The organism is Rhizobium sp. RHZ01, from assembly GCF_014851595.1.
GTDB classification, from domain to species: Bacteria; Pseudomonadota; Alphaproteobacteria; order Rhizobiales; family Rhizobiaceae; genus Rhizobium; species Rhizobium altiplani.
Genome location: NZ_JACUZZ010000011.1, coordinates 24218 through 48056, shown reverse-complemented (window position 1 = coordinate 48056; position 23839 = coordinate 24218). Strand labels below are relative to the sequence as shown.

Here is a 23839-nt window from a genome sequence, read left to right as displayed (position 1 = left end):
TCCTCCCTTTTGATTGATGCATGATCGCCGGCAGCTCCTCTCCGCCTCGAGGGCCATAATGCATACACGATTGTGTACAATACCTTTCAATTATTGGCAACACGGACTCTGATAGTTGATGCACGAAGAATGCACGTCACCCGGCGTATGGCGGGATGCACGACTTCCTGGGTCAGCACATGGGGGGTGAGGCGGCAAAACTGGCTCGTCGAAGGTGCGCAGCAGGCGGCCCCAGCCGGGGTCGTGCATATGGGCTTCAAGACCGGCACGCGCCGCCAATGCCAATGCTTCCGCCTGGCCGAAGGAAATGGCCGCATCAACGTCGACGGTCCTTACCTGGCCACCCTCCATCAGGACATTGCCATCGACAATAACCATATCGACGTCGCTTCCGAGCGCTTGGTGAACGAGTCGGTGAACGGGCATCCACATCGGCATTAGATGTGGCTTGCGCATGTCGATGATGGCGATGTCGGCCTTCTTGCCGACTTCCAGCGATCCGATTTCATGTTCCATGCCGATGGCGCGAGCCGCGTCGATGGTTATCATCTCGAAGACCTTGCCCGGTGGCAGCAAGTAGCGATCGTGGTTGTGCAGCAGGTGCTGGGTGAATTGCGCCAGCCGGGCGGTCTGCAGCATGTCGAAATGACGGCTGGGTGCTGCGCCATCCGTCGTGATGGCAACCCGGATACCCTTTGACATCATCTCCATGATTGGTGTTGAGCGGCCGGGCGGGGCGTGTGTAACGTGGGTGCCGGTCTCGGCCAGGATATCGATTTCCTCATGCGAGATGCCCCAGCAGTGTTGGAGGTGGATATCCGGTCCGAGAAGGGCATTTTCCTTGTCCTGAAACGCCATGCGGATTTGACCGGCAAAGGCGTCGGAATGCAGCCGAACGCCCCACTTTCGTGCAGTTTCGCGGATGCGACGAGCTTGCAGGCGATCATTTTCGGTGAGTCTCACGGCCTGGTCCGGCGTGGAGGCATTCGAGGGTTCGACGGAGGGAACGATGGTGAACGGTGTGAGGAACACCTTGATGCGGCCCTGCGCGCTGCCGTCCAGCGCCTCAATAACGGCTTCGCTGCCTTCGATCATTTCGTCGAAACTGACGTGACGTCGCTCTGGTGAGCCGGTTTCCCAGCGCGTGACAGGATGCGGCCAGGGCAGGCCGGAGGGGCCGACGCAGATGACTTCCCGCAGTCCGATTTCGCTGTAGGCACGAGCGTGATTGATCGCAAATACCGGATCATCGGCACGCGGCATCGAGGTGATGATGCTGGCCGACGTCGTTACCCCTGCGCACAGGCGTTCGATGCCTGAAACGAGGCCGTCGGCGTACCAATAGTCTCGCGTGACGTAGTGGTAGTAGGTGGGCGTGACGACTTTCATCCACATGGAGTTGGTATCGGCCGCAATGCTGCGGATCAACGCATGGCCCGCATGTCCGTGGGCGTCAATGAGGCCGGGAATGATCAGTTTGCCGCGGCAATCGATAACCTGTTTGTCCGTGTGTCGTTGCTGAAGCTCATCTGCCGTGCCGATATCGACGATCCGGTCGCCCTGGATTGCCAGAGCGCTGTCCTCGATAATCCGCCTCTCGTGATCCACGGTTACCATGGTGCCGTGCAGCAGCAGCAAATTTCCCATGCTCTTTCCTCCGCTTTTTCGAACGTCGTAATATTGGTAACTTTAATCGTTGTTTTTGGGTACGATAATTGTCAACAATATAATTGACAATGACGACGAGCAAAACAATACTCCGCTTTGCCTGGGGTCTAGGCCGGTCAGGCTTATCAACGATCCATAAGGGGGGAATCATGTCCCGTGTGAAAAGCTTCATCCTCGCCGCGATGGCCGCGGCTGCCATCGCCGTTCCTGCCAGCGCAGAAACACTTCGCTGGGGCGGACGCGCCGATCTCTATTCGCTCGACCCCTATTCGGTGCCGTCGACTTCGAACCTCGCTTTCCTCAATCACATCTATGAGGGCCTGGTGCGCTATGGGCCTGAATTCCGGATCGAGCCCGCACTTGCCACCGAATGGAAGCTGGTTGATGACAAGACCTGGCGCTTCACCTTGCGAAAGGGCGTAAAGTTCCATGACGGCGCCGATTTTACGGCCGACGACGTGGTTGCATCCTTCACCCGCGTTTCCGATGCGACCTCACCGCTACGTGGAAACATTCCGCTCTATGCTGGAGTGACCAAGGTTGACGACTATACTGTCGATATCGCCGTTACTGCGCCGACCTCGCTGTTCCTCAACGACATCACCAACATTTTCATCTTTGATGCCGGCTGGCTGAAGACCAACAATAGCGAGAAGCCGACGGACGTTGCCACGAAGACCGAAGGCTATACCACCATGCACACCAACGGCACGGGCCCGTTCAAGCTCGAAAGCCGTGTGCCGGACAGCAAGACGGTTCTCGTCGTCAATGACGGGTGGTGGGATGAGAAGAAGCATAATCTCGACCGTATCGAATTCGTGCCGATCGCCTCTGCCGCAACCCGTGTTGCTGCGCTTCTCTCCGGGGAAATTGATCTCATCGATAGCGCGCCGATCCAGGACCTGCCGCGGCTTGAGTCGTCGCCGGGCGTCACCGTCAAGAAGCGCACCGAGCTGCGCACTGTTTTCCTGAACTTCAACCGCAAGGAAAAGCTGGAAGACGGTCGTCCGAACCCCTTCAACGACATCCGCGTGCGTCAGGCTGTCGAAGCCTCTGTCGACCGTGAGCTCATCAACAAAAAAGTCATGCGCGGCCTTGCCCGCCCTTCCGGTTCGTTGATCGCGCCAGAAATCTCCGGCTACGACAAGGCACTCGATACCTATAGTCCGGCTGATCCGGAACAGTCGAAGAAGCTGCTGGCCGAAGCCGGCCAGACGGATCTCGCCTTCACCTACACTTGCATGAATGACGAAAGCATCAACGAGGAAGATATCTGCTCGGGTATCGCCAACATGATGAAGCGCGGCGGTTTCAAACCAACGATCGATATCGCTCCGCGCGCCGTCCAAACCCCGAAGCGCAGCGCCGGCAAGGCCGACATGTTCAACCTCAGCTGGGCGAACGAGCCGACGCTAGATGCCTACTCGATGTTGGCGCAGGTGCTGTCGACCAAGCAGGGCGCAATGGGGGTGTCCAATTACGGCAACTGGTCCAATCCGGAACTCGACAAGCTTGTTGCTGCCGCTGCCCAGGAACCTGACAATGCCAAGCGCCTTGCGCTTGAAGGCCAGGCCCTGAAGATCGCCAAGGACGAAGTCATGCTGATTCCGCTGCACCAGCAGCCGATCGCCTGGGCCATGCTGGGCACGGTCAAGAGTATCGACTTTCGCGCCGATAACAAACCGCGCCAGTGGTTGACCAAGATGGGACAGTAACGGCCAGACATTCTCGTGTGACAATAGAAGAGCGTTTCATCGAGCCATGAAACGCTCTTTTCATGTGGGGTTGCACGAGTTCCATCGGTCACAGCTCGGCCGAAAATGTTGGTAATAACGCAATTTTTAATCACCAATATTGTCTACAATTACGTTGACAACTTTTTAAAGCCTGTCTTAATAGGCAAAGACGAGAGCAAGGGAGGTTGTGCGCGGAGGAGTGCTCGTCTCGCTACGATCGGCAAGCTGCAGCGGCGGGCGCTCGGCTTCCCGCGAGCCGGTCTCCCAGCTCTTGATGTGATTGATCGAGCCGTCCGGCCTTTTGCCGGGAGTGGCGCGCACCTAAGGGGTTCCCATGCTGGTTTTCATCATCAAGCGCCTCGGGAATGCGATCCTGGTGATGCTTGCCGTCGCCATGCTTGCCTTCCTGATCTTCAGGTTGGCGGGTGACCCCGTCGAGCTGATGGTCGGAGAGCAGACCTCGCAAGCGGACAAGGATGCGCTGCGTGACCGGCTGGGCCTCAATGACGGTCTCATCACCCAATATGTGCGTTTCGTCGGCGATGCGGCGCAGGGCAATTTCGGCGTTTCCTACCGCAACGGCCAGAAGGTGCTGCCGCTGATCGCCGAACGCTTCCCGGCGACACTGGAATTGGTGCTGGTCGCAACATTTCTGTCGCTCGTCGTCGGCCTGCCGCTTGGGGTGATTACGGCCATCAAGCGCGGCAAGTGGTATACTGAAGGCCTGCAGTTCCTGTCCATTGTCGGGGTTTCACTACCGAGCTTCGTCGTCGGCATCCTGCTCATCCTCGTCTTCGCCGTCATCCTTGGCTGGGCGCCATCCTTCGGGCGCGGGGACGTGGTGCAGATCGGCTGGTGGTCGACGGGGTTCCTGACGCCGTCCGGGCGCGCCGCCCTGATCTTGCCGTCGATCGCGCTGGCACTCTATCAGATCACGCTCGTCATGCGGCTGGTGCGCGCTGAAATGCTGGAAGTCCTTCGATCGGATTTCGTCAAGTTCGCCCGCGCCCGCGGTATCCCGCGTTGGCGCATCTATTTCCGCCATGCCTTGCGCAACTGTCTGATGCCGGTCGTCACCATGACGGCCATGAATGTCGGTTCGCTGATTGCGTTTGCGTTGATCACCGAGACCGTCTTCCAGTGGCCGGGTATGGGCATGCTGTTCATCCAGGCGGTGACCTTCCTCGATATCCCTGTCATGGCCGCCTATCTCTGCATCATCGCCTTCATCTTCGTCGTGCTAAACACGCTGGTCGATATCACCTATGCGGTGATCGATCCCCGTCTGCGTTCGACACGCTAACTTAAGGGGACCGGTTCGATGACCCTTCCACAAACGACCATGCAGCCAACGGCAAAGCCGACCCGTCCCTCGATCCTGAGGCGTATCCGCAGCAGCGACATCTGGTGGTCATTCACCCAGAGCCGCTCGGCGCAGATCAGCGCGCTCGTGCTGGCGATCCTCGTTCTCGCGGCGGTCTTTGCTCCGCTGATCGCCCCGCAAAATCCCTATGACGGCGCTTCACTCGACATGTGGAAGGCGGAACTGCCACCGATCTGGGCTCCTGAAGGCGAATGGCCCTACCTGCTCGGCACGGATACGCAGGGCCGCGATATGCTCTCAGCCATCCTCTACGGCACACGCATTTCCATCGTCATCGGCGTCGCCTCCGTGGCGCTGTCGCTGGTGATCGGCATGGCTGCTGGTTTGATTGCCGGCTATTTCGGCGGCTTCACCGACAACCTTTTGATGCGCATTGGCGATATCACGCTGTCGATCCCGACCATCCTTGTCGCCATCCTTGTTTCGACGGTTGTTCGGCAGATGCTCCCGGAATATCTGCGCGACGCCGGAGCTTCGGCGGTGCTCGTGCTTGCCATCGCGCTCTCAGCCTGGGTGCAGTATGCACGAACTGTACGTGCCCAGGCGATCGTGGAAAGCGGCAAGGACTATGTATCGGCGGCAAAACTCATTGGTGTGCCGGCCCGCCGCATCATGATGCTGCACATCCTGCCCAACACGCTGACACCGGTCATGGTCGCCGCTACGCTGAACTTCGGCATGGCGATCCTGACGGAAGCGACGCTGTCGTTCCTCGGCATTGGCATGCCACCGACCCAGCCGTCACTCGGCACGCTGATCCGCATTGGCAACCAGTTCCTGTTTTCCGGTTCCTGGTGGATCGTCCTGTTTCCGGTCATTCAACTCTGCCTGCTTGTCGTCACCGTCAACATGCTCGGCGACTGGTTGCGTGACGCCCTTAATCCGAAACTGAGGTAAGTCCCATGCACGATCTGCTTCTCCGCAATGTCAGGCCTATGGCCGGCGAAAGCTGCGACATCCTGATCAAGAACGGAAAGATCGCAGGCCTTGGTACCTATCAGCCCGAGACCGGCATGGCCGTGGAGGATGGTCACGGTGCAATCGTTTCGCCAGGCCTGATTGATGCCCATACCCATCTCGACAAGACGACCTGGGGCATGCCTTGGCATGTCAACAATCGTGCCGCGATCCTGCGTGGCCGCATCGACTTCGAACGCGAAAATCGCCTGGACATCGGCATCGATCCGCATCGCCAGTCGATGCGACACGCAATCGGCCTTGCGGCCCACGGCTCAACCCATATCCGCAGCCATGTCGATATCGACACTACGCACGGCCTGTCGATCGTAGAAGGCGTCTGGAAGACACGGGATGCGCTGAAGGGCATCATCGATATCGAAATTGTCGCCTTCCCGCAGTCCGGCGTCATGGTCATGCCGGGCACAGTGGAGCTTCTGGACGAAGCCCTGCGTCAAGGCTGCGAGGTGCTAGGTGGTATCGACCCCTGCGGTATCGATCGGGACCCCAAGGGGCAGCTCGACATCCTCTTTGCGCTTGCCGTCAAGCACGGCGTCGATATCGACATCCATTTGCACGAGGCAGGCGATCTGGGTGCCTTTACGATGGAACTGATTTTCGAGCGCATCCGCGCCAACGGTATGGAAGGCAAGGTGGCGATCAGTCACGCCTTCGCGCTCGGCATGAACGACTATCTCCGCGTCGGCAAGCTGATTGAAGAAATCGCCCGCCTCGATGTCGCGATCCTGACCACCGGTGCGCCCTCGGCCACCGTGCCCTCGATCATGCGGCTGAAGGAAGCCGGCGTGCGGGTCGGCGGCGGCTGTGACGGCATTCAGGATACCTGGGGTCCGTGGGGCCAACCGGACATGCTCGACCGCGCAAAGATCATCGGCATGAAGAACGGCCTGCGCTCGGATATCGAGCTGGCCCACGTGCTGCACGTCGTCTCCCAGGGGGGCGCCGATGTCATGCGACTGGAGGGGTACGGCCTCGATGTCGGCTGCAATGCCGACTTCACGCTCTTGACCGGCGAAACTCTCGCCCATGCAGTCGTTGACGTCGCGCCGCGGCCGCTGGTCGTCAAGGGTGGTCGCGTCGTTGCCCGTCAGGGCAAGGCCATCGTGGAGATGCCATGATGAGCGATCTTTCCCTCGATCTTGGCCGTCGCCCCGAAGGCCGCACGCTCATTACTGCAAGCTGGGTCGTCGGCCACAGGGACAGCGCCCACCGCCTGCTGCGCAACGGCGAAGTGGTGTTCGAAGGTGGCGAAATCCTGTTTGTCGGCCATCGCTTCCCTGGCGAAGTCGCCCGCCGCATCGACTACGGCAATGCGCTGATCAGCCCCGGCCTCATCGACCTCGATGCCTTGTCGGATCTCGACACAACCATCCTCGGCATCGACCATCATCCCGGCTGGGCCAAAGGCCGGGTCTGGCCGCGCTCCTATGTCGAGGCTGGTCCCTATGAAATGTATAGCCAGGAAGAGCTGGCCTTCCAGAAGCGCTTCGCCTTTGGACAACTGCTCTTGAACGGCATTACCACCGCTGCTCCGATCGCCTCGCTGTTCTATCGCGAATGGGGCGAAACGGTCGCCGAATTCGATGCTGCCGCCGATGCTGCCGGCGAACTCGGTTTGCGGGTCTATCTGAGCCCCGCCTACCGCTCAGGCGGTATGGTGCTGGAACAGCCCGGCCGCATGGTACCGGTGTTCGACGAGGAGCGTGGTTTCCAAGGCTTGAAGGAAGCCATCGCCTATATCGAGCGTCAGAACGGCCGCCATGGCGATCTCGTGCGCGGTATGCTGGCGCCCGACCGGGTAGAGACCAGTACGCTCGCGCTGATTCAGCGCACGGATGCGGCAGCCCGCGATCTCGGCTGCAAGTTCCGCCTGCACATGGCCCAGGGTGCGATGGAAGTCGATACGGTGCGGATGCTGCACGGCACGACGGCGCCGGTCTGGCTGGCCAATGCCGGCCTGCTTAGCGATCGGTTGATCGCGCCGCATGCGACCAATGCGACGGAAGAGGACCTGGGACTCTACGCGGAAAACGGCGTCTCGATCGTTCACTGCCCCCTGGTTTCCGGCCGTGGCGGCAGCATCCTCAATTCCTTCTCCGCCTGCCGCAAGCGGGGCATCAACATCGCGATGGGCACGGACACGACACCGGCGGACATGCTGATGAACCTGCTCGCCGGCCTGATCACCGGCCGCATCGCCGATGGTGCACCCGACAAGCTGCGTACGGTCGATCTCTTCGATGCGGCCACGATCGGTGGCGCTCGCGCGCTCGGGCGCGATGATATCGGCCACCTGTCGCCTGGCGCCCGCGCCGATATCGCCGTCTTCGATCTCGATGACGCGGTGATGGCGCCGTCGATTGACCCGATCACGACGTTGGTCACCGGCGGTTCGGGCAAGGTCACCCGCGCCGTCTTCGTCGATGGCCGCGTCTCGATGCTGTCGCGCAAGGTGGCGGGCATCGACATGGAAACGGCCCGCATTCAGGCACAGGTCCAGTTTGACAGACTGATCGCCAAATACCCCGAGCGAAGCTGGGACAATCCCCCGGTTTCGGAAATCTTCCCGCCGAGCTATCCAATCGAGGTGGACGCAAATGGGTGAAGCACAACAGGCGGTCATCGATGTCCGCAACCTGAAGGTCGAGTTTCCAGGTCGCCGCGGCACGGTGACTGCGCTGTCTGATGTTAGCCTTTCGATTCGTGCGGGCGAAATTCTCGGCGTGGTCGGGGAGTCCGGCGCCGGCAAGTCGATGACCGGCCTTGCCATCCAGGGCCTGCTCGAACGTCCCGGTCGGATCGCCGCCGGCGAAATCTGGCTTGGCCAACGCCGAATCGACGCGCTTAACGACAAGGAAATGGAGCGCATCCGCGGCCGCGAGATCGGCGCGATCTTCCAGGACCCGCTGACCTCGCTAAACCCGCTGTTCACGGTCGGCGCGCAGCTCACCGAAACCATCCGCCAGCATCTCTCGCTCGGTAAGGCCGAAGCGCGAGCACGCGCCGTTCAGCTCTTGCGCGATGTGGGCATCCCCTCGCCGGAGGAGCGGGTCAGCCACTATCCGCACCAGTTCTCCGGCGGCATGCGCCAGCGCGTGGTGATCGCGCTTGCACTCGCAGCGTCCCCGAAGCTGGTCATCGCCGACGAGCCGACGACGGCGCTCGACGTGTCGATCCAGGCGCAGATCATTTCGCTGCTGCGCCGTCTCTGCAAGGAGAAGCAGACTGCCGTCATGCTCGTGACCCACGACATGGGCGTCATAGCAGAAGCCGCCGATCGCGTTGCGGTAATGTATGCCGGCCGCCTCATCGAGATCGGCCCGGTCGAGCAAGTGCTGCATGCCCCGTGCCATCCATATACGCAGGGGCTGATGGCCTCGATCCCGTCGCTCGGCGCGCGGGTGCAGAAACTGAACCAAATCGACGGTTCGATGCCCCGGCTAGACGCGATTCCGCCCGGCTGCAGCTTCAATCCGCGCTGTCGCTCCGCCGGGGCGCGATGTCTAGACCAACGTCCCGAACTCACCGCTGTCGGCGATGGTGCAAGTGCCTGCTGGCTGAACGCAGGAGGAACCGCATGACCGTATCCGCTCAGAAAGTACCGGCGCTGACCGTCCGCGGCCTGTCCATGACCTTCGACGTTTCCGTCCCTTGGCTGAACCGCGTCATCGAGCGCAAGCCCCGTCAGTTCGTGCAGGCCGTAAACGGCATCGATTTCACTGTGCCGGCCGGCGGCTGCCTCAGCATCGTCGGCGAAAGCGGTTGCGGCAAGTCGACCGTGGCGCGGCTGGTGACCGGCCTGTTCAACCCGAGCGCGGGCGAAATTGGCTTCGCGCCGGGCCGCAAGGGGGCGCCGCTCTCCGCCCAGATGATCTTCCAGGACCCCTATGCCTCGCTCAACCCACGCTGGCGGGTGAAGAACATCATCGCAGAACCGCTGCGCGAGCTGAAGCTGCGGGAGACGCAGGCCGAGATCACCGAGCGCGTGGAAGACCTGCTGCGCACAGTTGGTCTTTCCGCCTCGGACGGCGAAAAATTCCCGCACGAATTTTCGGGCGGCCAGCGCCAGCGTATCTCCATTGCACGTGCGCTTGCGAGCGAGCCGGAATTCCTAGTCTGCGACGAGCCGACGTCGGCGCTCGATGTTTCGGTACAAGCGCAAGTTCTGAACCTCATGCGCCGGCTGCAGGATGAGCTGGGCCTGACATATCTCTTCATCAGCCATGACATGAGCGTGGTACGGCACATGTCGGATCGCATCGCTGTCATGTATCTCGGCCGCATCGTGGAAGAGGGGGAGACGGAAGAGCTCTTCGCGAACCCGCGCCATCCCTATACGCAGCTTCTGTTGCAGACCATTCCCAACATCGACGCGCCGCAACGCGATCGGGAGCTTTCGGGCGGCGAAGTGCCGAGCCCGCTAAAGCCGCCGACAGGGTGCACTTTCCATCCGCGCTGTCCGATGGCGACCGCGCGCTGCTCGGCCGAAGTGCCGGCCGTGCGCACGCTTGCCGGTGGCACGCGCGTTTCCTGCCATCTGGTAAACGATGAGGTCGTTCCGGCTTGAGTCGGCATTCATATTGCAAGGTGCGGCTTGCCACCTTCGCCGCAGCCGGGCGGAGGGGCTAGACGGACCGGATAAAGGGGAAGGCTTCCTCAGGGTCGTGGAGACAACCTCACATCGCCTCGCGTTCGCTCGGCACTACTCTCCGTCAAGCGAGGGGCTCAAGATCGAGCTTCGATTGTCACGCCAGCGCGGCACGCAGGTCGTGAGAAAGGTCGCGGATCTCGCTGAGGTCGAGCTCGGATTCAACGTGTTCGAGATGATGCGCCATCAGGTGGGTCGCCTTGTCTGCATCGTTGGCAGCGATCGCCTCTACGATCTCGGCGTGCTCGTCAGGTCCGCAGTTGAAGCGGTTTGTGTTGCGATAGACGGCCGTGATCAGGGAGGAACGGGAGATCAGGTCCCTCATCGTCGTGAATAGGAAGTCGGAACCGACGGTTTCGGCAAGCAGCAGGTGGAAGCCGCCGGAGAGCTTTATGATATCAGTGGTGACATCCTGGGTATTGGCGATGCGCTCCTTGGCAACATGCTCGCGCAGGCGCTTCAGGTCAGCTTTGGAGACGGACTTGCACAGGCGCTCAACAACGCAACGCTCCACCGTGCGCCGCACGAAGAACACGTCGCGCGCCTCTTCGACGGAGGGCTTGGAAACGAAGGCGCCGCGATTGGGAATGATGGTGACGAGACCGTCGCGTTCCAGGACTGTCAGCGCCCGGCGGATGCGGGCGCGGCTGACATTGAAGATCGCGGCCAGTTGCTCTTCCTTCAGCTGTACCCCCGGACGCAGTCGGCGCTCGGCGATGGACAGCCAGACTTTCTCGACAATCTGCTGCGTAGAAGGACCGTTTTGCTCAGTCATCAAGTTGACTCCCCATTGGCCGTAGAGAGCGTGATGCCGCAGAAAAAGTCAACCGTAACAATGGGATTTTGATTGCAAGATTGTGAACAATATGAAACGATATTGTTGATTAAAATATCGGAACTCGATCATGGAATTCGACTTCACCCAGCTTGAGCCGCAAAGCCGCTACCGTCTGCTGACGAACTTCATCGGCCCGCGCCCGATTGCGCTTGTCACGACCCGGTCCGAAGCCGGCCACAACAATGCAGCGCCGATGAGCTTCTTCAACGTCTTCTCTCACGATCCGCCCATCGTGGTGCTCGGTATTCAACCGCGCCTTTCCGGCGAAGAAAAAGACACGATGGCCAATATTCGCCGGACGCAGGAATTCGCCATCTCCATGGTGGATATGGCCATTTCCCGGCAAATGCTGGTGTGCGGACTGGGGTTTGACAACGAGATCGACGAACTCTCCATGGCCGGGCTGACGGCGAAGACCTGTAGCAAGATCGACGCGAGTTATCCTGCTGAAGCACCGTGCGTTTTCGAATGCCGGATCGAGCGGTTGATCGACTACCCGCGTCGTACCCTCGTTCTTGGCGAAGTCGTTCACATGCACGTCCGCCGCGAATGCCTGGATGAAGAGGGGCGCTATGTCGACCCTGAGCGCTACCAGCCTATCGCTCGGTTGCACGCCGACAATTACATCACGTCGGACCGTCAGTTCGTCCTGACGGCTCCACCGATTGCCGATTTCATAAAGCCGCAAGACAAATAAGGGCTTTGAAAGGTTCGACCATATGCACATTCGTTTGATCAATCCGAATTCAACCGCGTCCATGACGGCCCAGGCGCTGGCCAGTGCCCTGCGTGTGAAGCAGCGGGATACGGATGTCTCCGCCGTCAACCCCTTCGATGCCCCGGTCAGTATCGAGGGTGGTGCGGATGAAGCGATGGCGGTACCGGGCATGCTGGATGAAATACGCAAGGGCGAGCATCTGGGCGTCGATGCCTATGTCGTTGCCTGCTTTGACGATCCGGGGCTCCATGCCGCCCGTGAGGTAGCGCGGGGACCGGTGATCGGTATCTGCCAGGCCGCCGTGCAGGTCGCCATGACCATCAGTCGCCGCTTCTCGATCATCACCACGTTGCCGCGCTCCATCCCTATAATCGAGGATCTGGTGAGCGATTATGGTGCCGAGCGTCATTGCCGGAAGGTGCGAGCCATCAATCTGCCGGTGCTCGGGCTGGAGGAAGATCCGGTTACCGCCGAGCAGTTGTTGATCCGCGAGATCGAGATTGCCAAGAAGGAAGACCGGGCCGAAGCCATCATCCTCGGTTGCGCCGGCATGTCGGCACTCTGCGATCGGTTGCGCGAGGCCACGGGCGTTCCTGTCATTGACGGCGTAACATCGGCGATCAAACTAGCCGAGGCTTTGGTCGGTGCCGGGTATACGACGTCGAAGGTCAATGCCTATGATTATCCGCGCATCAAGGAGACCAAGGTGGCTGCCTGCGCTTGAATTGGAAACCAGACGACGACAACAGCAAACCGCCTAACCACGGCCGCGCGGCAAAAAGTGATCGTCGAGTAACGGCCTTCGACGCGCCAGCACGTTTCCCGGTCTGTTGGCCACGGCGTTTCTGAGAATCGCCCTCTGCACGCGTTCGCGGCTTTAGGGTGGCAGGGTACGCGACTGGGCCTACCGCTAGCAGCACGTTGCAATGGGCTATGTCGCTCTTCGGCGTCCTGTTCCGGCCAGGCCACACGGAAGTTGCCGTCGACCTTTCGAGGCTTGCAGGACTTGCTCCGTCGGGCGTGATCTGCGAGGTGGCAACGATAGCCCACTTTCCAGACTTGGAAGTATTCGCGAAGCGGCACGGTCTTCAGGGCCAAGGCTGACCGGGCCCGCCGGCGATCGCGTTCAACGCAATCGGAAAATGTGGCACTCCGGGAACGTCTCTAAGCGTGGCACATTTGGTACCATCATGGGAAGCTCAAGTCCAAACCGAGCATCCTGCTAAAGGTGAAGGCGACTAGCCCCACGCCTATTAGTGCTAACATGAAGACTGCAGCCATCTTGCCGCCGGTGCGCAGCATAGCTTTCGTTTCCCCCTTCTCCCCCTGATCGTAGTGCCACTTGATGGCGAAGAACATGGCTATGCCTAACGCCAGTAGCTTAAACGTAACGAAGACTATAGGTACCCAATCCATATTGAAGCCTCTCTTGTGCAGCGTGACGACCAACTTTGACACCGTGCGTAAGCACCCTGGCTTCCGGCTTGACGCGTCAACGCGTTTTCAATTCGGTCTGCGATTGCAGGTGTCGATATCAACCGTGCTCGGTGTGCGATTGCGCGGCTCCCGTCGAACCTAGTCGGGGTCGATCTTTCCCTCTTTTGCGTTGAAGCAGAACCGGCTGCTGATAAGCCGGCCTTTCGACGCCCGAAGGGGCAGAAGATAAGCCAGAAGCACGGGCGGGAAAGCGGCGAAGAGGTGGACCCAGATAGAAGGCGAATAAGCAACCTGGATCCGGCACGCCAGCGCAACACCTGTTACCCATATGAAGCAAATTACAAAGAACGCCAGTCTATCCGCCGGCGCGGCCAAAGAACGATCGGGGCCACAAACTTCGCATTTAGGCTTCACAGTTACAAAGCCAACATAACGCTGGCTTTGCCCGCACTGGGGACACAGCCCTCGCAATTCAGTTTTGATTGACGACAGCGGAGGCCATTGGTTGGTCATTTTCGTGCGTTCCAAGAATTGATTGGATGTGTCTATGCCCGCAGGAGCCGACGTCAGTCGTGCTCGATTTGCGGCTCGGGTGCAGTAGGCCTCACGTAGTCGCGGTCGATTTTTCCTTCCTCTGCCTTGAAGAAGAACTGACTGTTGATCAGCCAGCCCTTCAATGGCCGGAGCGGCAATAGACATGCCAGCAGTACCAGCGGGAGAGAGGTGAATAGGTGCACCCATATCGAGGGGGAATAGGCAACCTCAATCCAACATGCCACCGCGACGGCCGGCACGCATGTGAAGCAGATCACGAAAAACGCCGGCCCGTCTGCGGGATCGGCGAAGGAGTAGTCGAGGCCGCAAACTTCGCATTTGGGCCTCACAGTCAAGAAGCCGTCAAAAAGGTGTCCTTGCCCGCACTGGGGACACAATCCGCGCAGTCCCGTTTGAATGGGTGGCAGTGGAGGCCATTCCTCCGTCATCGCGTTACACTTCCATAATTGATTGAATTAATGTATGCATACAATAATCCAATCAACTCCTACAGTTTACAATTTGTCGCAGCTGTCGGCGCGTACCTGAAAGTGATTGACCGGTTCGGCTTTCAGCCTGAACACCGCCGCAACCTCGACGCATCTGGGAGCTGCCACTCGATCACCACTCCGACAAAACATCATTTCTGTTATTATGGCTCCGAATTTCGGGAAGTCGTTCATCCCGGCCCAAGCTCCTTGACAATCAGGAGAAATATATGGAGCTTATATGGATACCATGTAGTTACATTGAATGGAAAATCGATGACCGCGGCATCTTGGACGCCTTACCTTGGCACCCGCGAGGGACCCATTTATCTATCGATTGCGGATGCTTTGGCCGAGGACATCGCAAGTGGTCGATTGGCCGAAGGGGTGCAACTTCCAACGCAGCGCAAACTCGCTGACGACCTCGGCATCGACTTCACCACAGTCAGCCGAGCCTACTCGGAGGCCCGCAGCCGTGGCCTGATTGAAGGCAAGGTGGGTCAAGGGACATACGTGCGATCAAAGCGTGGCGCGCGTCCATCACAACAGCCCTCTGGCGTCGTCGACATGAGCATGAACCTGCCGCCGCGGTTTCTCGATCCCGTCCTGGAACAGAGAATGTGGGATGGGGCGAAAGAGCTTCAGCAACAGGGCTTGGACCTCCTGCTAAGGTATCAGGAACCCGGCGGCATCATGGAGGATCGTATCGTCGGCGCGTCTTGGCTTTCAAGGCGGCTTCCGGGGATATCGCCTGATCGTGTGGTAGTCGCCTCAGGCGCGCAGGGAGCGCTTCACGCCATTCTCAGCGTCTTGACGGAGCCTGGTGATATCGTCTGCGCAGAAGAACTCACGTACCCCGGATTCCGCTCGATCGCATCCCATCTCAGGCTCAAATTGGCACCGGTTGCAATGGACGATCACGGGCTTGTTCCGGACGCCTTTGCGCAGGTATGCAGGGAGGCGAAGCCGAAAGCGCTCTATTGTATGCCAACGCTTCACAATCCGACTACACGGACACTGCCCGTTCATCGAAGGCAAGATCTCGTAAATGTTGCGCGGACATATGGCGTGCCGATTATCGAGGACGACGCGTATAGCGCCCTTGTCCCGGCCCCGCCACTGCCACTCGCTGCACTGCTGCCCGAGGCGGTCTATCATGTGGCGAGCTTATCCAAATGCCTGTCTCCCGCTCTTCGAGTCGCATATGTCGCCGTGCCGGAAGGTCGTACACACAGGGTGGCCAACGCGATCCGGGCGTCAGCGTCAATTGTTTCTCCGCTCACGAGTGCTCTCGCGTCTCAATGGATAGAGACGGGAGTAGCGGATGTTGTCAGAGGCGAAATTGTCAAGGAAACAGTGAAGCGCCTGGATGCCGTCAAGGCGCTCCTTCCGTTCGATGTCGAATCCTCTCCGGGCGGCTTCCACGTGTGGCTTAAGGTTCCTGAACCTTGGACGCGAGGCGAACTGGTTTCCAGATTGCGTTCGACAGGGATCGGTATCGTCACCAGCGACGCCTTTGCAATTGCGTCCGCGCCCGAAGCCATACGACTTGCGCTTGGCGCCCCGGTGAACCTGGAGGAACTTACACGTGCCCTCCGGATTTTGGCAGACCTTCTAGCCCAGCAGCCCGCGTTCTCGACGATGGTGGTCTGACCGAAGAATCGCAAGGCCTCGTCCATCCTCACCGTCGTCCGCTTAGGCCCCTAGCCGTGTCTCCGCGTAGTTATCGTCGTAGTCGTCGTTTGCGTGCCCGATCTCATGCTTGGCGGCTCGGACCAAGAAGCCTGATCTGGTCAACCCATGGGCTTCGGCGAACGCATCAATTGCCTTCAGGACATCTTCTGGCAGAGTGATATTTACGCGAACCGCTCTTTTGGCTTCCGTCTTGACGCCAACTAGAATTGCAACGCCGTCTTGGTTCTCCACGTCTGCCATCACCGCCTCCAGTGTGGAGGGTTCGGGAATTGCTTCGCCGTCTTCGGCTAGACCTTCGATGTGTAGGGCTAAGGCTTCTTCGGCCATAGCTCGCGCATCGTCGAGGTCAGTTCCAGCAGTGATCAGGCCAGGAAAATCGGGAAAGGACACGCCGTAGTCACTGTCAGCGTCCTTATGGATCAATCCGATATAATTGCGCATGTTCGCTACCTCAGTTTAAGTCCGGCTTGTTTCTCGATACTCTTCAGTGTTCCGATTGGGATGTCCCTTTTCGGGTGTGGAACAGTGACGCGTCCAGGTTTCTCGGGATGCCTAAACTGGACATGGCTGCCCTTGGTGGCGACCTCGTAACAGTCATCCTTTTGCAAGGCCACAATGATATCACCGCTCTTCATTCCCAGACGATACACACGAATGTGTATAGCGACAAGCGCAACATAGTATGCCTCCTGATCCTCAGTGAGTGAAGGTGAGGTTCTCGCCACCAATGCGCGACGGACGCGTTTCGCCCTTGAACGGTTATTGTTTCGGTCGCTACCGCCGGTTGTGGGGCGATTGCAAGTCGATTGCGTCGACGAAGTGAATAACGGGGTCGTCGGTTCGTATCCGCTCAAGACCTTTAAGTGTTGTGACAGACCTAAAGGTCGTTAGGGTGAGCGCGTGGGGTCGCACCAATACGTCATCAACACGACAGTGGACATAGTGTCGGGGACGGAGCGTGGATGGCTTCGGCCTGGGCTTCATCATGGAGGATAGTGTCGCCGACCATCTTGCGAGCGGCAGGCTGATCCGGGTGCTCGACGACTGGTGTCCGCCATTTCCCGGCTATCATCTATACTGCCCGAGCAGGCGGCAAACTTCGGCCGCGTTTTCGGTGCTGGTCGAGGCGCTTCGCTTCCGCGGTGAATGAGCCTGCAAAGCATGGAACTGGAAAGCAAAATGGAACCGGAAACCAGCGACGAGTTTGAGACGACCTTGAGGCCAGCCACAAAGGCAGACATCGATCTCCTTGGCATGTACGGAGCGGAGCTTGTCTCGATCCACCACGGGTGGGATGAGCGACGCTTTATCGCCGGAGGTCCTAGAACGCCGACGGCATATTCGAGCCACCTGAGAAGTCAACTCGACAAGCCTGACGTCGTGGTGCTTGTTGCCGAGATCCATGGAAGGGTCGTCGGATACGCTTATGCGGGTCTTGAGGGATCCGATTATATGTCACTGCGTGGGCCGGCTGGCGTCATCCATGACATCTTCGTCGAGGAGCGCCACCGTCGACGAGGAGCCGGTCGAGCGTTGCTGGCGGCAATGGTCGGCGAGTTGGGAGGGCGAGGGGCCACGCAGATCGTCTTGTCGACGGCGCATCGCAACGACGCCGGGCAACGTCTCTTCGCGTCTATGGGTTTTAAGCCAACGATGGTGGAGATGACCCTCCAGCTTTGAACGGCGGCCTCGATTGACAGCAGCTCTTTGATCGGCCCACGTTGGTTCGAACTAAGGGCAAGATTTGCAAAACGGCGGTGCCCATTGGATAATTCCGCGACACGCGGGGGGAACATGAGCAAGGCGAATTACACGGACATTGCCCGCGAGGCAGGCGTGGGGACGGCCACCGTCGAGCGAGTGATGAACGGGCGAGGGGGCGTCAGGCCGGAACTGGTCGAGAAGGTCGTTATTGCCGCGCGCAGTCTGGATTATCCGCGTGTCCTTCCCGATACGCATCGCGGTCTGCTGCGGGTTGACGTTTTGATGGTCCGTCCGGAAACCACGTTTTATCGGCGGCTCTCCAAGGCATTCGAACAGATTGCCCACAGTATTGATCCGCTGGTCGTCGTCCACAGGCGCTTCGTCGAGGAAATGAACCCGCAGGAAATCGCTCGCGCAATCACAGCGGCGGACTATCCGCGAGCTGGGCTTATCCTCGCCGTCCCCAACAGCCCGCTGGTCAAGGCGGCGGTGGAAGCTGTGGCAGCGCAGGGTATCCCTATCGTCCATGTGGTTACGCGCGCGTCTGAGGATCAGGTCGAATTTGTCGGAATAGACAACTACGCCGCCGGCCGCACGGCGGCCCATTTCATCTGCCGCATGGTTCGGTCGCAGGGGCCGGTTGTCGCCCTTTGCCACCCTATCTACCAGGTGCATCGCGATCGGATCCGCGGCTTTTCCGAGTACTTCCGTGATCACCCAGGTTCGATCAACTTCGAGTGGCTCGGCTTTACCCGCGACGAGGAGCGGTTCAGTGCGGAGACCTTGATCATGGCGATGCAGAAGTATTCGAACCTCGTCGGGCTCTATAATGCCGGTGGCGCGAATTCCGCCTTGATCGACGTTCTCCGCCGCAGCGACAGGGGCAGAGACATTCTTTTCGTCGGTCACGAACTGACCGACTACACCCGCACGGCGCTGCGCGACGGCATCATGGACGTGGTGCTCGATCAGGCGCCCGAAGCACAGGCGCAGCGCGCCCTCGATATCGTGCTGCACCGCGTCGGTCTTACGAAAATCGAGCCTGACCGTAACCCCATTCGCTTCATCACGATCACCGCCGAAAGCCTTTGATCTATTTTGATCAATGAAGTCTTCGCAGGTTTCAGTGTCTCCTGCTAGTTTCAAAAGCGGGAGGAGAGCCGGCGTTTCAAGGGAAACGACACGGATTCAGGCGCTTGGCCACTCCTTTCCGTAAAAGGATTTGCCGAAGGAGAGCGCCATGGACGACCTGAAATACGGGACGCGGAACAAGCGAGGCGACTGGGCGCCGAACAAGCCGGTCGAGACTGCGCCGCTGTTCGTCTTTCCCCCAAAGCTGATGGCAATCGCAAAGTGGCTGCCGCACTATTTCTTCCCCTGGAACGTCATCTTCGCGGCTTCTGCCGTCGCCTATTGGGCTTTGATCGTTCCGTCGGTCGAGACGCTGCAGACGTTGAGTGTTGGGTGGGCACTTTGGCTCTATGCGGTAAACGCAGTTTGCGTGTTCCTGTTCTACGGAGCCTTCGAGCTTCATCTCTATGTGTTGAAGCGGCAGGAAAACCGCTTCAAGTACAATGGCAAATTCCCGGCTGATCAGAAGAACAACGTCTTCTGGTTTGATCGCCAGAACCTCGACAACATGTTGCGTACATTCCTGTCGGGCGTGACGATCTGGACGGGCATCGAGGTCGTGATGCTCTGGGCTCATGCCAATGGCTATGCGCCGTGGCTGAGCTTTTCGGAAAATCCGTGGACACTGGCGCTTGTCGCTCTCGTTGTTCCTATCATCCATGAGTTCCATTTCTTCTGCATCCACAGGCTCATCCACACGCCGTTCCTCTACAAGTGGGTGCACTCGGTACACCACAATTCGGTGAATCCGTCGCCCTGGTCGTCGCTGTCGATGCATCCGGTGGAACATCTCCTTTATCTCGGGACCGCGTTTTATCACCTCATTCTGCCGTCAAACCCGATCCTGATGCTCTATCAGCTTCACTATGCGGGCTTCGGCGCAATCCCCGGTCATGTGGGCTTTGACAAGGTGGAAGTGGGTGAAGACAAGCTCGTCGACAGCCACGCCTATGCACATTACCTGCACCACAAGTATTTCGAGGTGAACTACGGCGATGCCCTGATCCCGCTCGATAAGTGGTTCGGGACCTGGCATGACGGCTCTGCCGACGGCGAGGCCCGCATGCAGGAACGCTATCGCAAGCGCAAGGAAAGGCTCTCCGCCCGCAAGGCTTCCTCCGAACTGCAGGGAGCCGCCAAATGAGCTGGGTATCCGCATGCAAATTCGAAGACATCGAACAGGAAGGCGCGATCCGCTTTGATCATGAAGGCCGCACCTATGCGATCTACCGCGGACCGGATGACAGCATCTACTGCACGGCCGGTCTCTGCACCCATGAGAAGATCCATCTTGCGGACGGGCTCGTCATGGACTTCGAGGTGGAATGTCCCAAACATTCCGGCGCCTTCGACTATCGGACGGGGGAGGCCATGCGGCTTCCGGCCTGCGAGAACCTCAAGACCTATCCGGCCGAGGTGGTTGATGGAGAGGTTCGTGTGGCCCTCGGTTAGGCCGCGCTTCAGCCAATAGCCCATCGGGCTTCCGGAGTGCAATCGGGGTGATCCGGCACCTTACGGAGGATGACATGAAATCAGTGTGCTTGGCGGCTGCTCTGGCCGCCATGATGGGAAGTGCTGCCTTCGCTGAAACGATCGGCGTCTCGATGCAAAGCTTCGACAACAACTTCCAGACGCTTCTGCGTGAAGGCATCACTGCAAGGGCATCGCAGGTCGATGGTGTCAGCGTGCAGGTGGAAGATGCCCAGACGGACATTTCCAAACAGCTGAACCAGGTCAACAACTTCATAGCCGCCGGTGTCGATGCCATCGTCATGACGCTGACAGACACGTCAGCCGCCCCCGGCATCAGCGAAGCCGCGGAGAAAGCCGGCATTCCTCTGGTCTATCTCAACCTTGAACCCGACAATTCGGGCAAGTTGCCGGAAAAGCAGGCCTATGTCGGTTCGAAGGAAACGGATTCCGGCAGGCTTGGCGCAGAAGCGGCATGTTCGCTTCTGAAGGAGAAGGGAAAGGCCAGCAATGCGCAGGTCTACATTCTGATGGGCGATCTGGCTCACCAGGCCTCGCGCGATCGCACCAACTCCTTCAAGGAAGCGTTGGCGGCCGGAGATTGCAAGGGTGTCACGATTGCGGACGAGCAGTCCGCCGCCTGGAACCGCACGACGGCAATGGACCTGACGACGAACTGGATCACCGCGGGTAAACCGATCGATGTCGTCTTTGCAAATAACGATGAAATGGCCATCGGCGCTGTTCAAGCGTTGAAGGCAGCGGGCGTCTCTATGAACGACGTGATTGTCATCGGTATCGACGCAACCCAGGATGCCCTTGCCGCAATGGCTGCCGGTGACCTTGATGCGACCGTCTTCCAGAACGCAAAGAGCCAGTCAGCAAGTGCAGTGGATTCTGCAGTCGCACTTGCGCGCGGCAAAGCCATCGACAAGCAAGTCTGGGTGCCCTTCGAACTCGTCACGCCGAAGAACATGGCCGACTACACAAATAAGAACTGATCCTTCCGACCGGCGCTTTCATGCGCCGGCCACTTTTCAAGGGGAGAACGCATGAGCGGGATCGTCATTATCGGCGCCGGAGAAGCCGGCACGCGCGCAGCCTTTGCCTTGCGGGAGGCTGAATACGGCGGAGCCATTGCGATGGTCGGCACCGAGCCGAACATGCCTTATGAGCGACCGCCTCTCTCCAAACCACTGGACGGGGCGGTGCAGATGAAAGCGATCTGCTCCGCTGAGGCACTGGACGCTGCCGGCATCGAGTATTTTCCCGGCAGATCGGTGTCTTGGATTGATCCGCACGAGCGGCGCGTCGTTTTGAGCGACGGACAGGCGCTGGCTTATGACAAATTGCTTCTTGCAACCGGCGCGCGCCCCAGGCAGTTGTGCTGCCCCGGCGCGGAACGGGCACTTGATTTCCGGACTTTCTCGGACGCGTCCACGATCTTCTCACGCGTGGAGAGCGCCAGAACCGTCGCCATCATCGGTGGCGGACTGATCGGTATGGAGCTTGCAGCGGTGTTGCGCGGCAAGGGGGTTGCTGTCAACATTGTCGAGGCTGCATCAAGGCCGCTCGGTCGCGCTGTGCCGGCACGATTTGCGCAAAGCCTGCACGCCCGCCACGTCGAGGAGGGCGCCGGCTTCTATCTCGGGCAGGGCGTTGCTGAAGTCAGATCCGATAGCGTCGTGCTGGCTGATGGTAAGCAGGTTCCCGCCGATATTGTTGTGGCCGCAATTGGCGTCGTGCCGAACGTTGAACTCGCACAAGCAGCGGGGCTTGCGACGGATAACGGCATTCTGACGGACAGCTTTCTGCGCACGAGCGATCGACATATCTTTGCTGCCGGCGACTGTGCCGCAGTAGCCCAGCCGGGAGGTGGCCATGTCCGGTTCGAAAGCTGGCGCAACGCGCGCAACCAGGCGGAGACTGCCGCCCGCAATATGTGCGGTGCGAACGAGACCTTTGCTGCGATGCCCTGGTTCTGGTCGGATCAGTATGATCTCGGCCTGCAGGTCGCTGGCATGCCGCAGCCGCGGCATCAGATCGTCCTCCGCTCGCTTGACGCGGGTGTGCTTGAATTCTATCTCGAAGACGGCCGCCTCGTTGCTGCCGCGGGACTTGGCACCGGAAACAGCCTTGCCAAGGAAATCAAGCTGGCGGAGCTACTGATCATGGCGGGTGTCAATCCAGATGCTGCTGATTTGGAAGACCCGGCGGTCAATCTGAAGGCCCTTCTCAAAACTGCGCGGGCTGCGTGATGCAGGAGTTGTTGTTCTTTCAGTCGCTCTGGGCCATGGAGCGCCGCCATACCGACGGCCACGAGCGCAGCCTCGAAGAGAACATCGAGATGATTGCGGAGGCGGGCTTCGACGGCATCAGCGCCCACTATACGAAGCGATCGGATGTTGTAGGCCTCAATGAGGCGATCCGGGGCAGGGGGCTGAAGATCGAAGGCGTGTGCTTTCCGCGTTCCGTGGAGGACTTGCGCCTGTCGCTGGAGCTCGCGGCAGAATTTCCGGTCACTCATATCAATTTGCAGCCCGACGTGCGCCTGAGAAGAGTGGAGGATTGCCTACCGCTCCTCGACGGCTGGATGCGGCTTGCGCAGGACGCCGGGATTCCCGTTTTCATCGAAACCCATCGCGACAGGATGACGACGGACTTGTACTTCACGCTCGACCTTCTCGATCGGCGACCGGATCTGCCACTCCTCGCCGACCTCTCGCACTTCCTCGTCGCTCGCGAATTCGCCTTTCCGGTTACGAAGGAAGACGATGCATCCATCCGGCGCATACTTGCCAATGCTCACGCCTTCCACGGCCGTGTCGCCTCGCGTGAACAGGTGCAGATCGAGATCTCCTTCCCGCACCATCGTCCGTGGGTCGATCTCTTCCTGGGTTGGTGGGAGTACGGTTTTCGCGCGTGGCGTGCGCGCGCTTCGGAAGACGCCAAACTGGTCTTTACCTGTGAGCTGGGACCGAAGCCTTACGCGATAACCGGAAGGGATGGTAACGACACGACCGACCGCTGGGCCGAGGCCCTCATGCTCCGCAAGATGGTGCATGATCTTTGGAGCGCCACCGCGCAGTAGAGCCGTCGCCAAAGGCAGCTAACTTTACCGCCGCGCCGCTGGCCATCACGTAATCTTCGGTGCGTTTAAAGATGCTGCTCGTTCATGAGTTGACGGCCTGCTTTACGGAATGCCGAGGCCGCGGCAAATGTCGCGGCCTGGCTGTCGACAGCGGCGGACAAGGGCCAACCGGGGTCTGTCGGGCCTTGGTGCCGATAAACCCTGCTCACAGAAGAGCTAGAGTACATAGCATAATACCACTTTGACGGGAAAGTTTGGCGCATCCCTTCGAAGAGGATGGCTCAGCCTTTAGGTGGGGCAAAGGACGGGGCCCGCAGCT

General features: G+C 59.5%; 26 protein-coding genes and 1 pseudogene. 19 read left to right on the top strand and 8 right to left on the bottom strand.

Features of this window, described 5'->3' with window-relative positions; all coding sequences use genetic code 11:
* Nucleotides 1-90: 90 nt before the first annotated feature.
* On the bottom strand, nucleotides 91-1647 hold the full coding sequence (locus tag IB248_RS13515) for an amidohydrolase family protein (protein WP_192241081.1): 1557 nt from the start codon (nucleotides 1645-1647) through the stop codon (nucleotides 91-93).
* Between the two features lie 170 nt (nucleotides 1648-1817).
* Between IB248_RS13515 and IB248_RS13510 the strand changes: the two genes are divergently transcribed.
* Nucleotides 1818-3383: an ABC transporter substrate-binding protein gene (locus IB248_RS13510; protein ID WP_192241080.1), complete on the top strand. Its 1566-nt coding sequence runs from the start codon at nucleotides 1818-1820 to the stop codon at nucleotides 3381-3383.
* A gap of 177 nt (nucleotides 3384-3560) precedes the next feature.
* Here IB248_RS13510 and IB248_RS13505 read toward each other — a convergent pair whose 3' ends face one another.
* Entirely contained in the window at nucleotides 3561-3725 is a 165-nt protein-coding gene (locus IB248_RS13505) for a hypothetical protein (protein WP_169682114.1), read from the bottom strand.
* A 13-nt stretch (nucleotides 3726-3738) separates the two neighbouring features.
* Here IB248_RS13505 and IB248_RS13500 point away from each other — a divergent pair, with 13 nt between their 5' ends.
* Genes IB248_RS13500 through IB248_RS13475 form a run of 6 tightly spaced genes read left to right on the top strand, consistent with a single transcriptional unit; the run spans nucleotide 3739 to nucleotide 10333 of the window.
* Nucleotides 3739-4707 (top strand): ABC transporter permease, encoded by a 969-nt coding sequence (locus tag IB248_RS13500; protein WP_169682115.1) that lies wholly within the window; start codon nucleotides 3739-3741, stop codon nucleotides 4705-4707.
* A gap of 18 nt (nucleotides 4708-4725) precedes the next feature.
* On the top strand, nucleotides 4726-5685 hold the full coding sequence (locus IB248_RS13495) for an ABC transporter permease (RefSeq protein WP_169682116.1): 960 nt from the start codon (nucleotides 4726-4728) through the stop codon (nucleotides 5683-5685).
* A gap of 5 nt (nucleotides 5686-5690) precedes the next feature.
* Nucleotides 5691-6884, top strand: coding sequence for an amidohydrolase family protein (locus tag IB248_RS13490; RefSeq protein WP_169682117.1), 1194 nt, complete (start codon nucleotides 5691-5693; stop codon nucleotides 6882-6884).
* On the top strand, nucleotides 6884-8371 hold the full coding sequence (locus IB248_RS13485) for an amidohydrolase family protein (RefSeq protein ID WP_169682118.1): 1488 nt from the start codon (nucleotides 6884-6886) through the stop codon (nucleotides 8369-8371). The genes IB248_RS13490 and IB248_RS13485 overlap by 1 nt, the downstream gene beginning before the upstream one ends.
* On the top strand, nucleotides 8364-9347 hold the full coding sequence (locus tag IB248_RS13480; protein WP_169682119.1) for an ABC transporter ATP-binding protein: 984 nt from the start codon (nucleotides 8364-8366) through the stop codon (nucleotides 9345-9347). Before IB248_RS13485 ends, IB248_RS13480 begins: the two co-directional genes overlap by 8 nt.
* Nucleotides 9344-10333, top strand: a complete 990-nt coding sequence (locus IB248_RS13475) for an oligopeptide/dipeptide ABC transporter ATP-binding protein (protein WP_169682120.1) — start codon at nucleotides 9344-9346, stop codon at nucleotides 10331-10333. The genes IB248_RS13480 and IB248_RS13475 overlap by 4 nt, the downstream gene beginning before the upstream one ends.
* A gap of 178 nt (nucleotides 10334-10511) precedes the next feature.
* Here IB248_RS13475 and IB248_RS13470 read toward each other — a convergent pair whose 3' ends face one another.
* Nucleotides 10512-11189, bottom strand: coding sequence for a GntR family transcriptional regulator (locus tag IB248_RS13470; RefSeq protein WP_037135495.1), 678 nt, complete (start codon nucleotides 11187-11189; stop codon nucleotides 10512-10514).
* A gap of 130 nt (nucleotides 11190-11319) precedes the next feature.
* Between IB248_RS13470 and IB248_RS13465 the strand changes: the two genes are divergently transcribed.
* The 3 genes from IB248_RS13465 to IB248_RS13455 all read left to right on the top strand — a co-directional run bounded on the left by IB248_RS13465 (nucleotide 11320) and on the right by IB248_RS13455 (nucleotide 13074).
* Nucleotides 11320-11949: a flavin reductase family protein gene (locus tag IB248_RS13465; protein ID WP_037135497.1), complete on the top strand. Its 630-nt coding sequence runs from the start codon at nucleotides 11320-11322 to the stop codon at nucleotides 11947-11949.
* 22 nt (nucleotides 11950-11971) lie between these two features.
* A complete protein-coding gene (locus tag IB248_RS13460; RefSeq protein WP_192241079.1) occupies nucleotides 11972-12694 on the top strand; it encodes an aspartate/glutamate racemase family protein in 723 nt (240 codons plus the stop codon).
* Nucleotides 12695-12903: 209 nt separating this feature from the next.
* Nucleotides 12904-13074, top strand: a complete 171-nt coding sequence (locus IB248_RS13455) for a 3,4-dihydroxy-2-butanone-4-phosphate synthase (protein ID WP_192241078.1) — start codon at nucleotides 12904-12906, stop codon at nucleotides 13072-13074.
* 84 nt (nucleotides 13075-13158) lie between these two features.
* On the opposite strand, the gene IB248_RS13450 is transcribed toward IB248_RS13455, so the two are convergent.
* From IB248_RS13450 to IB248_RS13440, 3 genes are all read right to left on the bottom strand, one after another.
* The gene (locus IB248_RS13450; RefSeq protein WP_113163781.1) at nucleotides 13159-13386 is read right to left on the bottom strand and encodes a hypothetical protein; all 228 of its coding nucleotides are present in this window, start codon (nucleotides 13384-13386) and stop codon (nucleotides 13159-13161) included.
* Between the two features lie 159 nt (nucleotides 13387-13545).
* A complete protein-coding gene (locus IB248_RS13445) occupies nucleotides 13546-13920 on the bottom strand; it encodes a DUF983 domain-containing protein (protein WP_192241077.1) in 375 nt (124 codons plus the stop codon).
* Nucleotides 13921-13973: 53 nt separating this feature from the next.
* Complete coding sequence (locus tag IB248_RS13440; RefSeq protein WP_169682123.1) at nucleotides 13974-14390, bottom strand: DUF983 domain-containing protein; 417 nt, start codon at nucleotides 14388-14390, stop codon at nucleotides 13974-13976.
* 315 nt (nucleotides 14391-14705) lie between these two features.
* On the opposite strand from IB248_RS13440, the gene IB248_RS13435 reads away from it, so the two are divergent.
* Nucleotides 14706-16082, top strand: coding sequence for a PLP-dependent aminotransferase family protein (locus IB248_RS13435; protein WP_192241114.1), 1377 nt, complete (start codon nucleotides 14706-14708; stop codon nucleotides 16080-16082).
* Between the two features lie 42 nt (nucleotides 16083-16124).
* On the opposite strand, the gene IB248_RS13430 is transcribed toward IB248_RS13435, so the two are convergent.
* Complete coding sequence (locus IB248_RS13430) at nucleotides 16125-16565, bottom strand: type II toxin-antitoxin system HicB family antitoxin (RefSeq protein WP_192241076.1); 441 nt, start codon at nucleotides 16563-16565, stop codon at nucleotides 16125-16127.
* Nucleotides 16566-16570: 5 nt separating this feature from the next.
* Nucleotides 16571-16759 carry a type II toxin-antitoxin system HicA family toxin gene (locus tag IB248_RS13425; protein ID WP_192241075.1) on the bottom strand — a complete coding sequence of 63 codons (189 nt, stop codon included), beginning with the start codon at nucleotides 16757-16759 and terminating at the stop codon, nucleotides 16571-16573.
* Between the two features lie 320 nt (nucleotides 16760-17079).
* On the opposite strand from IB248_RS13425, the pseudogene IB248_RS13420 reads away from it, so the two are divergent.
* The 8 genes and pseudogenes from IB248_RS13420 to IB248_RS13385 form a co-directional block, all read left to right on the top strand.
* A pseudogene (locus tag IB248_RS13420) lies at nucleotides 17080-17274 on the top strand (LysR substrate-binding domain-containing protein); the annotation flags it as partial.
* A gap of 29 nt (nucleotides 17275-17303) precedes the next feature.
* On the top strand, nucleotides 17304-17804 hold the full coding sequence (locus IB248_RS13415) for a GNAT family N-acetyltransferase (protein WP_192241073.1): 501 nt from the start codon (nucleotides 17304-17306) through the stop codon (nucleotides 17802-17804).
* Between the two features lie 114 nt (nucleotides 17805-17918).
* Nucleotides 17919-18920, top strand: a complete 1002-nt coding sequence (locus IB248_RS13410) for a LacI family DNA-binding transcriptional regulator (protein WP_113471146.1) — start codon at nucleotides 17919-17921, stop codon at nucleotides 18918-18920.
* Nucleotides 18921-19068: 148 nt separating this feature from the next.
* Nucleotides 19069-20103, top strand: a complete 1035-nt coding sequence (locus IB248_RS13405; protein ID WP_192241072.1) for a sterol desaturase family protein — start codon at nucleotides 19069-19071, stop codon at nucleotides 20101-20103.
* On the top strand, nucleotides 20100-20411 hold the full coding sequence (locus tag IB248_RS13400; protein WP_018857947.1) for a MocE family 2Fe-2S type ferredoxin: 312 nt from the start codon (nucleotides 20100-20102) through the stop codon (nucleotides 20409-20411). Before IB248_RS13405 ends, IB248_RS13400 begins: the two co-directional genes overlap by 4 nt.
* Nucleotides 20412-20485: 74 nt before the next feature.
* Nucleotides 20486-21430 carry a substrate-binding domain-containing protein gene (locus IB248_RS13395; RefSeq protein ID WP_169682142.1) on the top strand — a complete coding sequence of 315 codons (945 nt, stop codon included), beginning with the start codon at nucleotides 20486-20488 and terminating at the stop codon, nucleotides 21428-21430.
* A gap of 51 nt (nucleotides 21431-21481) precedes the next feature.
* Nucleotides 21482-22687 carry an FAD-dependent oxidoreductase gene (locus tag IB248_RS13390; protein WP_192241071.1) on the top strand — a complete coding sequence of 402 codons (1206 nt, stop codon included), beginning with the start codon at nucleotides 21482-21484 and terminating at the stop codon, nucleotides 22685-22687.
* Entirely contained in the window at nucleotides 22687-23520 is an 834-nt protein-coding gene (locus tag IB248_RS13385) for a sugar phosphate isomerase/epimerase (RefSeq protein ID WP_192241070.1), read from the top strand. The genes IB248_RS13390 and IB248_RS13385 overlap by 1 nt, the downstream gene beginning before the upstream one ends.
* The last annotated feature ends 319 nt before the right edge of the window (nucleotides 23521-23839 follow it).